At 73.6% G+C, this 12,661-nt stretch carries 7 protein-coding genes; 3 read left to right on the plus strand and 4 right to left on the minus strand.

The features are described from left to right. Positions 1-11: 11 nt before the first annotated feature. Both AB0J86_RS36205 and AB0J86_RS36210 read right to left on the minus strand, forming a co-directional pair. Positions 12-848, minus strand: coding sequence for a DMT family transporter (locus AB0J86_RS36205; RefSeq protein WP_363862495.1), 837 nt, complete (start codon positions 846-848; stop codon positions 12-14). Positions 849-859: 11 nt separating this feature from the next. Continuing rightward, positions 860-2,251: a glycosyltransferase gene (locus AB0J86_RS36210; protein ID WP_363862498.1), complete on the minus strand. Its 1,392-nt coding sequence runs from the start codon at positions 2,249-2,251 to the stop codon at positions 860-862. A gap of 116 nt (positions 2,252-2,367) precedes the next feature. Between AB0J86_RS36210 and AB0J86_RS36215 the strand changes: the two genes are divergently transcribed. Continuing rightward, on the plus strand, positions 2,368-3,621 hold the full coding sequence (locus AB0J86_RS36215; RefSeq protein ID WP_363862501.1) for a glycosyltransferase: 1,254 nt from the start codon (positions 2,368-2,370) through the stop codon (positions 3,619-3,621). A gap of 168 nt (positions 3,622-3,789) precedes the next feature. Here the strand turns inward: AB0J86_RS36215 and AB0J86_RS36220 are convergent, their stop codons facing one another. After that, complete coding sequence (locus tag AB0J86_RS36220) at positions 3,790-5,193, minus strand: glycoside hydrolase family 6 protein (protein ID WP_363862504.1); 1,404 nt, start codon at positions 5,191-5,193, stop codon at positions 3,790-3,792. Positions 5,194-5,475: 282 nt separating this feature from the next. Further along, positions 5,476-9,093: a methionine synthase gene (metH, locus tag AB0J86_RS36225; RefSeq protein ID WP_363862507.1), complete on the minus strand. Its 3,618-nt coding sequence runs from the start codon at positions 9,091-9,093 to the stop codon at positions 5,476-5,478. A 314-nt stretch (positions 9,094-9,407) separates the two neighbouring features. Between metH and AB0J86_RS36230 the strand changes: the two genes are divergently transcribed. Together AB0J86_RS36230 and AB0J86_RS36235 are read left to right on the plus strand one after the other, a co-directional pair. Then, positions 9,408-11,372 (plus strand): sialidase family protein, encoded by a 1,965-nt coding sequence (locus AB0J86_RS36230; RefSeq protein ID WP_363862510.1) that lies wholly within the window; start codon positions 9,408-9,410, stop codon positions 11,370-11,372. A 226-nt stretch (positions 11,373-11,598) separates the two neighbouring features. Continuing rightward, on the plus strand, positions 11,599-12,579 hold the full coding sequence (locus AB0J86_RS36235; RefSeq protein WP_363862513.1) for an acetylxylan esterase: 981 nt from the start codon (positions 11,599-11,601) through the stop codon (positions 12,577-12,579). Positions 12,580-12,661: the final 82 nt, after the last annotated feature.

Consider the following 12,661-nt stretch of genomic DNA (forward strand, 5'->3'; position numbering starts at 1 on the left):
CCCGGCGGCGGTCACTGTGACCGGGTGGTGCTCGCGAGCGCGAGTACGACGACCATGACCAGCGCGGAGACCACCTGGATGAGCAGCCGGGGCCCGTCCGTGGCGAGCTGTTCGTGGAACGCGGTCACCCCGATGACCACACTGGTCACCGGATCGACCAGCGCGATCGTGGTCAGCGGCGCGGCGATCGGCCCGCCCTGGTACGCGTTCTGGTTCAGGGTCAGCGCACCCGCGCCGACCACCAGCAGCGCGTACAGGTGCCAGTTGCCGAAGATCCCGCGCAGCCCCTCGCTGCTCAGCTCGGTGGTGACCACCTTGAGCAGGGCCGCCGCGACGGCGTACAGCAGCCCGGTGGCCAGTCCCAGCATGATCCCGCGCCGCGCGTCCTGGAGCCGCCACGCGGCGACCAGGCAGGCCGCGAAGACCAGCCCGACGCCGGCAGCGACGCCGAGCCAGGCCGAGGTCGAGGGGACCGCCACCCCGTGGCTGGGGCGCCCGGCGGTGAGGAACGCGGTCAGGCCGATCACGCCGATCGCGACCACGACGAGGTCCTTGCGGTGCGGGCGGCGCCGCTCCAGCGCCGCCTCCAGCGGGATCGCCATGAAGACGCCGCTGAGCAGCAGCGGCTCGACCAGGGCCAGCGCGCCGAAGCGCAGGGCGATGGCCTGCAGGACCGTACCGATGGCGTCCGGCACCCAGCCGAAGAGCCAGAGCGGCCGGCGCAGCAGCCGTACCAGCAGCCGGGGGTCGAGCGTACGGGTCGGCCGCTCCTGCTTGGCCGCGTGCTGCTCCATGGCGGAGCTGAGTGCGAAGAAGACCGCCGAACCGAGCCCCAGCAGGATCGCCACGACGGCCATGTTCAGCCCTGCCGCTCCGGTCGGTTGGCGGACCGGTGCACGCCGTCGACGCGGGGTTCGTCCAGGCTCGTCGCCGCGCCCACCCGGCGGAACAGCCGCCGCCTCGGCGGGCCGGTCGGAGCGGTGGCGGGCGGCTGCGCGGAGAACGGACCCGGCGGTGGCGCCGTGTGCGGCGGCGCCGGCTCGGGCCGGGCGCCTCCGCGCGGCGGCCGGGTGGTCGGGGCCGGGCGGACCCCCAGGATCACCTCGGCGATCATCTTGGCCGGGTCCAGCGCGAACAGGGCCAGCCCCGCCTCGCGCTGGCGCCGACCCGCCTCCCCCTGGGTCAGCTCCGTCAGCGCGGGCCCCAGGTCGGCGCGGCGGCGCACCCAGGTCACCATGCCGGCGCGGGCCATCGTCGCGGCGTTCGCCTTGCCGTGCCCCGGGATCGGCCGGTACGTGAGCACCGGCAGGCCGCAGGCCAGCGCCTCCAGCGCGGTGAGCCCGCCCGCGTTCTCCACCAGCACGTCGGCGGCGCGCAGCAGGTCGGGCATGTCGTCCACCCAGCCGAAGACGTGCCCGACCCGGGTCCGGCTGAGCCGCCGGTACAGGTCCTCGTTGCGACCGCAGACCACCACCGGTACGGCCGCGCCGCTGGCGGCGATCTCGGCGGCGGTCTTCGCCACCTCGCCGACGCCCCAGGAGCCGGCGACCAGCAGCGCCAGCCGCTCGCCCGCGGGCAGACCGAACCGTTCCCGGGCCCGGTGCCGGTCGCGCGCGTCGCCGGGTTCGAAGCCGGGCGAGACCATGCGTCCGCCGACGCGCACCTCCCCGGCGCCCAGCGCCCGCGCCTCGGCCCGGCTCGTCTCGTGCCCGGCGCAGTGCAGGTCGACGCCCGGAGAGATCCAGATCGGGTTCACCGCGAAGTCGGTCAGGTACGTGATCACCGGTACCGGCAGCTGCCCCTCCCGGCGCATCGGGCCGACGATCTGGCTGACCACCGGGTACGCGGAGACGACCGCGCGGGTGTCCGGCGGCAGCACCGCGAGCACGCGCGGCCAGACGGGGCGCAGCAGCGTACGGGTGATCGGCGCGGCCCGGCGGAACCGGCTGCCGATGGCGAAGAGCATGCCGTAGATCCACGGCACCCGGCTGAGCATCCCGTGGTAGGTGCCGCGCAGCAGGCGGCCGAGCCCCCACGGGAAGATGTCGGCCAGGTCCAGGCAGTCCGCCAGGAGACCGCGTTCGCGCAGCCGGCGGGCCAGTTCCCGGCTCGCGCCGTCGTGCCCGGCGCCCGCGCTGGCCGAGATGATCACCACCCGGGCCGTGCTCCGGCCGTTCCCGGCGTACCCCCCGGCCGCCCCGCCCCGGGTCGCCTCCGTGGGCGCGCCGCGCCGCCCGCGAATGATCTGCATCCGGCCGACTACCCGAACCGGATACGAAGATTCCTCCGAGTTCCCCGCTCCCGCCTCTTTCCGCCCCGACCGCCCCGACGGACCGGCATAAAATGGGATAGCTGCTCGGAGGTCCCATGAGGGTGCTGATCGTCACCGCCGGCTCGCGGGGCGACGTCACGCCGTACACCGGACTCGGGGTCCGCCTGCGCGCGGCCGGACACCGGGTCGCGGTCGCCGCGCAGCCCCCCTTCGCCGCCCTCGTCACCGGCTGCGGCCTGGAGTTCCGGCCGCTCCCCGGCGACCTGCACGCGCTGCAGACCTCCGCCGCCGGCCGCCGGCTGCACCGCTCCGGACCGAGCGCGCGCGGGGTGCTGGAGTTCCTGCGGCTCGGCGGCCGGTTCGTCCGGGGCCTCGGGGACGGCATCGTCGCCGCCACCGAGCGCGGCGCGGACCTCCTGCTGCTCTCCACGACCACCGCGGCGCTGGGGATCTCGGTGGCGGAGGGCTTCGGCATCCCGAGCATGGGCGTGTTCCTGCAACCGATCGAACCGACCCGGGCGTTCCCGCCGCTGCTGCTCGGGGCCCGCTCGCTCGGCGGCTGGGGGAACCTGGCCGCCGGGTCGCTCGGCCGGGCGGTGGGGCGCGGGATCTACGCGGGCGCCTCGCGGCGGCTGCGCGCCCGGTTGGACCTCGGTCCCACGCGACTCGCCGCCCTGGACCGCCGCTCGGCCGCCGCGCGCTGGCCGGTGCTGCACGGGTTCAGCCCCGCCGTGGTCCCCCGGCCGGTCGACTGGCGCCCCGATCTCGACGTGGTCGGGTACTGGTGGCCGGCGCGGCACCCGTGGTTCCCCCCGCCGGAACTGCTCGACTTCCTCGCCGCCGGGCCGCCGCCGGTCTACTTCGGCTTCGGCAGCATGGTCGGCGAGAGCGAGCGGCTGATCGGCCTCATCGGCCCCGTGCTGCGCCGGGCCGGGCTGCGCGGCGTGGTCCAGGCCGGCTCGGCCGGGCTGGACGCGATCCAGACCGTGGACGACGAGTTGATCACCATCGGGGACACGCCGCACGACTGGCTCTTTCCCCGGATGGCAGCGCTGGTGCACCACGCGGGCGGTGGCACCACCGCCGCGGGGCTGCGCGCCGGCGTGCCGGCGGTACCGGTGCCGATGCTGGGCGACCAGCCCTTCTGGGCCGCCCGGCTGCTCCTGCACGGGGTGGCGCCGGATCGCATTCCGCCCCGGGCGCTCGGCGTCGCGCGGCTCGCCGAGGCGCTGCGGGCGGCGGTGACCGAGCCCGGGTACGCCCACCGGGCGCGGACGCTGGCGCGACGGATGGCGGACGAGGACGGCGCCGGCGCGGTGCTCCGGGCGGTGGAGCGGCTGGCCGGGTAGCCGCGGTGCCCCGGGGCGGTGGAGCGCGACCGGCCGGGTAGCCGACGCCGCCGCCCGATGCCGCCGTCGCCCGGGACGCCGCCGTCACAGGGAATGCCGCCGTCACCCGGGCGGCGGGCGGGCCGGATCAGCCCGGCGTGGCCCACCGCCCGGGTGGCGTCGGTCCGCTCAGACGCCGCGGATCAGCCGGTCGGCGAGGCCGGGGTCGAAGGTGCCGGCCGGCGCGGTCGAGGTGCCGCAGGGCCCGTCGGAGTCGCCCGGGAACTTGATCCACAGCAGCAGCTCGGCGGCCCCGGTGCCGTACGCCGACGGCGTGCCGAGCTTGCGACCCCGCGGGTTGCAGAAGTCGTCGTTGACGCCGTCGTGGTTCTCGTCGAGGATCCCGTTGCCGTTGCGGCTCGTGTCGACCAGGAACTTCGCCTGGTAGCCGAGGGCCGACACGATCTGGCTGCCGTATGACTCGGACTGCGCGGTCGGGTAGAAGTTCGACACGTTCACCGCGAAGCCGCGCACGTCGCGCACCCCCGCGGTGAGCAGCCGCTGCGCCATGGTCGCGGCGGGGACCCAGGTCGCGTTGCCGGCGTCGAGGTAGGCCCACGCGTTGGGCGCCAGGTCGCGGAACTGCTGGGTGGCGTAGCCGAGCATCTCGTAGCGGGCCTGCTTGTCGCTGGCCTTGGGCATGCACACGTCGTCGATCTGGGCCACGGCGTCGGGTTCGATCACCACGATCGCCGGCCGGGAGCCGATCGCGACGGCGAACGCCGAGATCCAGGCCCGGTACGCCGTGGCGTCGCCCGCGCCGCCGCTGGAGGGGCCGCCGCAGTCGCGGCCCGGGATGTTGTACGCGACCAGGATCGGCGTCTTGCCGGCCGCCTGGGCCGCGCCGACGTACGACGAGACGGCCGCGCCGATGTTGGCGTTCCAGTTGCCGAACCACCTGGCCCCGGGCCGGTTGGCGATCTCGTTGCGGATCGACGGGACGCGGGAGTCGTTCGGGTTCTGCGCGATCCAGGTGAAGGCGTTGTTGTCCGGGTCGACGTAGAAGCCGGGCGGCGTGGGCGCCAGCGAGACGTTGTCCAGCCGGAACGTGTAGCCGGTCGCCCGCCCACCGAGCTGGAAGCCGACCTGTCCCAGCGTGGTGGTCAGCGACGAGGTGAACGGGAACGAGAAGTGCTGCGTGCTCGTGGTGAGCGCGATGGTCCTGTCCAGCGTCGCGGTGTACGGCGACTGTTCCAGCTGGACGGTGGCGCGTACCGACGCACTGGCCGAGGCCGAGGCGTCGAAGGAGAGCGTGTACGCCTGACCGGCGGTCAGGACGATGTCGTCCTGTCCGGTCGGCGCGTCCCAGGGGTTGGCGGTACCGCCGGCGACGGTCACCTCGAGGACGCCCGCGTTCACCCGCATCGTGGTGTTCGGGCCGTTCCACCAGGGCGCGGTGCCCGCGGCGAACGTGCCGTTGACCACGAGTTCGCCGGGCAGGGCCGCCGCGGCGGGGGTGGGGTGGAGACCGACCACCGTCCCGAGCAGGGCCGTCGAAGTCAGTGTGAGCAGTCCGACCAGTAAGCGACGCATCAGTCGCAGACCTCCCCGTGTATGTCCGTGCCGTCCGGGCTGGCCCACCCGGACGGCGCCGGCGGTCACCCGCCGCACCGCGCGGGCCGCGCGGTGTCCGGGCAACCTATCCGGTCCATCCAGGTTGGACAATGCCTCGACGGCGCGGCGCGGGTGGCGCGGAAGCACGGATCGGCCGGGCGGCACGGGAGCACGGACCGGCCGGGCGAGCAGGGATCTGACAGGCGGCGCGGATCGGCCGGGCGGCGTGGTGCCGGGAGCGGTGGCCCCCGGCACCAGCGCTCAGGCGGGCTGCTCCGGTTCGTAGCCGAGGTTCGGCCGGATCCAGCGCTCCACGTCGGCCACGGGCATGCCCTTGCGCTCGGCGTAGTCCGCGACCTGGTCCCGGTCCACCCGGCCGACGGCGAAGTAGCGCGAACCCGGGTGCGCGAAGATCAGCCCGCTGACGCTGGCCGCCGGGGTCATCGCGTACGACTCGGTCAGCGCCATGCCGAACTCGCCCGCGTCCAGCAGCGCGAAGAGCTTCTCCTTCTCGCTGTGGTCGGGGCTGGCCGGGTAGCCGAACGCCGGGCGGATGCCCCGGAACCGCTCGGCGTGCAGCTCCGCCAGGCTCGGCTGGGCGTCCGGCTCGAACCACTCCCGGCGCGCCCGGAGGTGGATGTACTCGGCGAACGCCTCGGCGAGCCGGTCGGCGAGCGCCTTCACCATGATCGCCCGGTAGTCGTCCTGCTCGGCCTCGTACCGGGCGGCCAGCTCGTCCGCGCCGTGGATCGAGACCGCGAAGGCGCCGAGGTGGTCGCCGGCCGGCGCCACGTAGTCGGCCAGGCAGCGGTTGGGCCGGCCGCCGTCCCACGCCGCCTGCTGCCGCAGCATCGGGAACCGGGGGCCGTCGGCCAGGACGATGTCGTCACCCTCGGCGTGCGCCGGCCAGAAGCCGTACGCGCCGCGCGCGGTGAGCAGCCCGCCGGCCACGATCTCGTCGAGCAGCGCGGTCGCGTCGTCGTACAGCTCCCGCGCCGCCGGCTGCTCCAGGATCGCCGGGAACTTGCCCCGCAGCTCCCAGGCGGTGAAGAAGAACTGCCAGTCGATCATTTCGCGGAGCGCCTCGAGCGTCGGCGCGACGACCCGGCGGCCGGTGAACGGCGGGGTCGGCAGGTCGTCGAAGGAGACCTGCTCCCGGTTCGCCCGCGCGGCGGCGAGCGACAACAGCGGCCGGCGCTCCTTGTCGGCGTGCTGCTCGCGCAGCCGCTCCTGCTCCTCGCGGTTGCGCTGGTCCAGCGTCTCGGACCGGACCGGGTCGAGCAGGTCGGAGACGACGCCGACCACGCGCGAGGCGTCGAGCACGTGCAGGGTCGGGCGCTCGTACGCCGGGGCGATCCGTACCGCCGTGTGCTGCTTGGAGGTGGTGGCCCCGCCGATCAGCAGCGGGATCTCCAGCCCGCGCCGCTGCATCTCCTGGGCCACGTTGACCATCTCGTCCAGGGACGGGGTGATCAGACCGGAGAGCCCGATCACGCTCGCCCCCTCGGCGACCGCGGTGTCCAGGATCTTCGCCGCCGGCACCATCACGCCCAGGTCGACGACCTCGTAATTGTTGCAGCCCAGCACCACGCCGACGATGTTCTTGCCGATGTCGTGCACGTCGCCCTTGACGGTGGCGAGCACGACCTTGCCCTGGGCGCGCCGGCCGTCGACCCGGCCCTCGCGCAGCGCCCGCTCCTTCTCGGCCTCCATGAACGGCTCCAGGTACGCGACCGAGCGCTTCATCGCCCGCGCGCTCTTGACCACCTGGGGCAGGAACATCTTCCCGGCGCCGAATAGGTCGCCGACGACCTTCATGCCGTCCATCAACGGCCCCTCGATCACGTCGAGCGGCCGGGCCGCCTGCTGGCGCGCCTCCTCGGTGTCCTCCTCGATGAAGTCGACGATGCCGTGCACCAGCGCGTACGCGAGCCGCTGGTCGACCGGCGCCTCGCGCCAGGAGAGGTCCCGCTCGCGTTGGGTGCCCTTGCCCTTGACGGTCTCGGCGAAGGTGACCAGCCGGTCGGTGGCGTCCGGCCGGCGGTTGAAGATCACGTCCTCGACCAGCTCCAGCAGGTCGGCCGGGATGTCCTGGTAGACCACGAGCTGGCCGGCGTTGACGATGCCCATGTCGAGCCCGGCGCGGATGGCGTGGAACAGGAACGCCGAGTGCATCGCCTCGCGGACCACGTCGTTGCCGCGGAAGGAGAAGGACAGGTTGGAGATGCCGCCGCTGGTGCGGGCCCCGGGGCAGCGTTCCTTGATCAGCGGCAGCGCGTCGATGAAGGCCTTCGCGTAGCCGTTGTGCTCCTCGATCCCGGTGGCGACCGCCAGGACGTTGGGGTCGAAGACGATGTCCTCGGGCGCGAAGCCGGCCCGCCGGGTGAGCAGGTCGTACGCGCGGGCGCAGATCTCGACCTTCCGCTCGACCGTGTCGGCCTGGCCGCGCTCGTCGAAGGCCATCACCACCACGCCGGCCCCGTAGTCGCGGATCCGGCGGGCCTGGTCGAGGAAGCTCTCCTCGCCCTCCTTGAGGCTGATCGAGTTGACCACGCCCTTGCCCTGCACGCACTTGAGCCCGGCCTCGAGCACGCTCCACCGGGAGCTGTCGATCATGATCGGGATCCGGGCCACCTCGGGCTCGGTGGCGATCAGGTTGAGGAAGGTGGTCATGGCGCGCTCGCCGTCGAGCAGGTCGGCGTCCATGTTCACGTCGAGCAGGTTCGCCCCGCCGCGTACCTGCTCCAGGGCCACGTCCACGGCGCCCTGGTAGTCGTTCGCCTCGATCAGGCGGCGGAACCGGGCCGAGCCGGTGACGTTGGTCCGCTCGCCGACCATCACGAAGCCGGTGTCGGGGCCGAACTCGAACGGTTCGAGCCCGCTGAACCGGGTCCGCGCCGGGCGCTCGGGCAGCTGCCGGGGGGCCAGGTCGGCCACGGCCGCCGCGATCCGCTCGATGTGCGCCGGGGTGGTACCGCAGCAGCCGCCGACCACGTTCACGTAGCCCGCCTCGGCGAAGCCGCGCAGCAGCTGGGACGTGTCGTGCGGCTGCTCGTCGTAGCCGCCGAACGCGTTCGGCAGGCCGGCGTTCGGGTGGCAGCTCACGTACGTGTCGGCGAGCCGGGACAGCTCCTCCACGTGCGGCCGGATCTCCTTGGCGCCGAGCGAGCAGTTCACCCCGACCACCAGCGGGCGGGCGTGCGCGACGGAGGTCCAGAACGCCTCGACGGTCTGCCCCGAGAGGGTACGGGCGCTGAGGTCGACGATGGTCACCGAGAGCCAGAGCGGCAGCTGCGGCGCGACCTCCATGGCCGCGGCGAGGGCGGCCTTCGCGTTGAGCGTGTCGAAGATGGTCTCGATGAGCAGCAGGTCGACGCCGCCCTCGGCGAGGGCCGCGATCTGCTCGGCGTACGCGGCGCGCACCGCGTCGAACTCCACGGCCCGGTACGCGGGGTCGTCGACGCGGGGCGAGAGCGAGAGCGTGACGTTGAGCGGCCCGACCGAGCCGGCGACCAGCCGGCCACCCGCCTCGTCGGCGGCCTGGCGGGCCAGGCGCGCGGCGGCCAGGTTCATCTCGCGCGCCACGTCCTGCAGGCCGTAGTCGGCCTGGGCGATGCTCGTCGCCGTGAAGGTGTTCGTCGTGGTGATGTCGGCGCCCGCGGCGAGGTACTGCCGGTGGATGTCGAGCACGACGTCGGGTCGGGTGAGGTTGAGCAGGTCGGGGTCGCCGGTGACGTCCCGCTCGTGGTCGCGGAAGCGCTCGCCGCGGTAGTCCTCCGGGGTGAGCCCGGCCTGCTGGAGCATCGTGCCCCAGGCTCCGTCGAGGACGAGGATCCGCTGATCCAACCGGTCCCTCAGGACCTGCACGTCTACCGCCACCGCACTCCTCCGTTACCACCTTGCCAAAAGAGCGCGATCCGGGTCCGCGGGCTCTTTAGGCGTTTTTTTCCTGGTCGCCAAGCTGCCGTCAAATCTCTCCAGGTATCGCTCAGGTTACCCCGTCCCCGGTCGAGGTCGGGTCGAGGTCCGCCCGGATGTCGCGGGCGTCCCGTCCGGCCCGCACCACCCCGGGACATCCCATCTTTAGCGGGTCAACGCCCGCTCACACCTCGATTGTTCCGGTCTAGCCAGACATCCCACGTGGGACGTATGGTCTCCACTCGACAAACTCTCCCGACGAAGGGCGCGACGAGATGCGAGTTCGTTCCCCCAGACCGGGTCCCACCCGGTGGTCTCGCGAAGTCAGCTTCCACCCCTGGCGGCGCCGGGCCGGCGCCGCCGTCGTACTGGCCGGCCTGCTGCTCGGCGCGGCGGCCGGCCCCGCCCAGGCCAGCCCGGATGCCGCGCCGGCGGCCGGCCCGACCACCGCGCCGGGCGCGGCCGAGCCGTTCATCGAGGACCAGGTGATCTACAAGCAGGGCGACTTCGGGTACGCCTGCTTCCGCATCCCCGCGGTGGTCCGGGCCACCAACGGCATGGTGCTGGCCTTCGCCGAGGGGCGGGTCAAGGACTGCGGCGACGACGAGGACATCGACCTCGTGCTGCGCCGCTCGACCGACGGCGGACACACCTGGGGTCCGCTCCAACTGGTCGACGAGGGCAACGGCGAGACCCACGGCAACCCGGTGCCCATCGTTGACGAGCGTACCGGGCGGATCGTGCTGGTCAGCACGCGCAACGGCCCCGCGCCCTGCCCCAACGGCTGCGACCGCGACCCGTGGGTGCAGGTCAGCGACGACGACGGCGCGACCTGGTCGGCGCCGCGCGAGCTGACCGAGGCGAAGCGGCCCGAGTGGAACTTCTGGTACGCCACCGGCCCGATGCACGGCATCCAGCTGCGGCGCGGCCCGCACGCCGGGCGGCTGGTCGTCGGCGCCAGCTTCGAGACCTGGGACCGGGTCGGACCGCACGTCTACGGCACCCACCTGCTCTACAGCGACGACAGCGGCGCGACCTGGCACATCGGCGCCGAGACCAGCCGGGACGACGGCACGGTGATCGCCCAGGAGGTGACGGTCGTCGAGCTGACCGACGGGCGCGTCTACGCGCTGGCCCGGGAGCGCGGCACCGACCCGGGCAGCCGGGCGTACGCGATCAGCAGCGACGGCGGCGAGACCTTCGACGCGCCGTTCGCCACCCTGCCGAAGCTGGAGCTGCCCGACGTGCAGGCCTCCCTGCTGCGCTTCGGCGCTCGGGACGCCGGTGACCGGCGCGACCGGATCCTGCTCTCCGCCCCGGCGCACCCCGTCGCGCGCGAGGCGATGGCCGTGCGCTCCTCCTTCGACGAGGCGCGCAGCTTCCAGGACTGGCGGCAGGGCAAGGTCTTCTGGTGGGGCCCGTCGGCCTACTCGGACCTGGTGCGGCTCGACGGCGACCAGGCCGCGCTGATGTACGAGGCCGGCGTCACCAGCCCGTACGAGAGCATCCGCTACGCCCGGTTCAACGAGGCGTACCTGTCCACCCCGAACGGCACCCCGCCGGGTGTCCCCGGCCCGCCCGCCCCCGGACCGACCACGCCCGACTCGGCGCACCACAACACCGCGTACGTGCGCGGCGACGCCCGGCTCACCACCGGCCGGTACGGGTCCGGGCTGGCGCTCGACGGGGTGGACGACCGGGTCGAGGTCCCCTTCGACCGCTCCATCGACCTCGGCGCGGACGACTTCACCCTGACCACCTGGATCCGGTACGCCGACACCGGCGGCTCGCACGCGATCGCCTGGATGTACCGGATGGGCTCCGGCACCACCCCGCAGGTCTGGCTGCGGGCCGAACCGGCCAACAAGCGCCTGATCGCGATGCTCAGCGTGGACCGGTTCAACGTCTCGGTCGCCTCGACCGCCGCCTACAACGACGACCGCTGGCACCACGTGGCGCTGCAACGCGCCGCCGGCCGGCTGCGGCTGCTGGTGGACGGGGTCGAGGTGGCCTCGGCGACGGCGCCGCCCGGCTCGGTGACCGCCGGCAAGGAGTTCGGGGTGGAGGGCATCCACCTCGGCGAGCGGCTGGACGCCACCCAGCGGTTCCACGGCGCCCTCGACGACGTGCGGGTCTACCGGCGGGCCCTGTCGGACGCCGAGCTGACCGCGGTGCGCGAGCACGACGCACCGGTACGCGACCGGCTCGGCCTGCGGCTGGAGTTCGAGACCGTACGGTGAGCCGGCGACCCGCCGCGGGTGTCACCACCCGCGGCGGGTCGACGCCCCTTCCCTGCTCGCCGCGCCCGCACCGTGACCGCCCGACGTCCTGGACGGCGCTCGGCTGAGCGGCCCGGACGCCGGGCCGGCGCGGGTTGGCAGGCCGGTCGCCTAGGTAGATCATGAAACAAAATCTGGACCGCCAGGCGGTGAAGGCCGTCCCGGCGAGGCACATGGGGAGGACCACATGCTGGTCGACTGGCCACTGGAGCGGCTTCGCGACTACCTGCCGGAACGGCAGGAGCCGGGCGACTTCGACGAGTTCTGGGCCGCCACGCTGCGCGAGTCCCGCGAGGCCGGCTGGGAGGCGCGCTTCGTGCCGTACGACGCCGCGCTGCGTACGGTCGAGGTCTACGACGTGACCTTCGCCGGCTACGCCGGCCAGCCGGTACGGGGCTGGTTCCTGCTGCCGGCGCAGGCCGAGGGCCCACTGCCCTGCGTGGTCGAGTACATCGGCTACGGCGGCGGGCGCGGCCTGCCGCACGAGTGGTTGCCGTTCAGCTCCGCCGGCTACGCCCACCTGGTGATGGACACCCGGGGCCAGGGCAGCAACGGCTCGCTCGTCGGCGACACCCCGGACCCGGACCCGGTCGGCGGCCCGCAGACCCCGGGCTTCATGACCCGGGGCATCGGCGACCCGCACCACTACTACTACCGGCGCGTCTTCACCGACGCGGTGCGCGCGGTCGACGCCGTCCGCGCGCACCCGCGGGTCGACCCGGAGCGGATCATCCTGACCGGGGGCAGCCAGGGCGGCGGGATCACGCTCGCCGCCGCCGGGCTGGTCGACGGGCTGGCCGCCGTCCTGCCGAACGTGCCGTTCCTCTGCCACTACCGGCGGGCCACCGAGATCACCGACGCGATGCCGTACGGCGAGCTGGTCTCGTACCTGAAGACGCACCGGTACGACGTCGACCGGGTCTTCGAGACGCTGAGCTACTTCGACGGGGTCAACTTCGCCACCCGGGCCACCGCGCCGACGCTCTTCTCGGTGGCGCTGATGGACGCCATCTGCCCGCCGTCGACCGTCTTCGCCGCCTACAACCACTACGCCGGTACGGAGAAGGAGATCACCGTCTGGCCGTACAACGGGCACGAGGGCGGTGCCGGCTTCCAGCGTACGGAGCAGCTGCACTACCTGCGCAAGCTGCTCGGCCCCGCCGCCTGACCCGCAGCCCCGCCCCCTCAGCGCGTCGATCTAGGGCAAATCGTCGTGATTAGAGATCCTCTAACGAGGATTTGCCCTAGAT

The sequence above is a fragment of the Micromonospora sp. NPDC049559 genome (assembly GCF_040676675.1).
Classification (GTDB): Bacteria; Actinomycetota; Actinomycetes; order Mycobacteriales; family Micromonosporaceae; genus JBFAPK01.

What these genes read in the sequence shown, in the direction of transcription:
- AB0J86_RS36210 (WP_363862498.1), bottom strand. Translation starts at nt 2,251, where the DNA reads ATGCAGATCATTCGCGGGCGGCGCGGCGCGCCCACGGAGGCGACCCGG.
- AB0J86_RS36235 (WP_363862513.1), top strand. Translation starts at nt 11,599, where the DNA reads ATGCTGGTCGACTGGCCACTGGAGCGGCTTCGCGACTACCTGCCGGAA.
- AB0J86_RS36230 (WP_363862510.1), top strand. Translation starts at nt 9,408, where the DNA reads ATGCGAGTTCGTTCCCCCAGACCGGGTCCCACCCGGTGGTCTCGCGAA.
- AB0J86_RS36215 (WP_363862501.1), top strand. Translation starts at nt 2,368, where the DNA reads ATGAGGGTGCTGATCGTCACCGCCGGCTCGCGGGGCGACGTCACGCCG.
- AB0J86_RS36220 (WP_363862504.1), bottom strand. Translation starts at nt 5,193, where the DNA reads ATGCGTCGCTTACTGGTCGGACTGCTCACACTGACTTCGACGGCCCTG.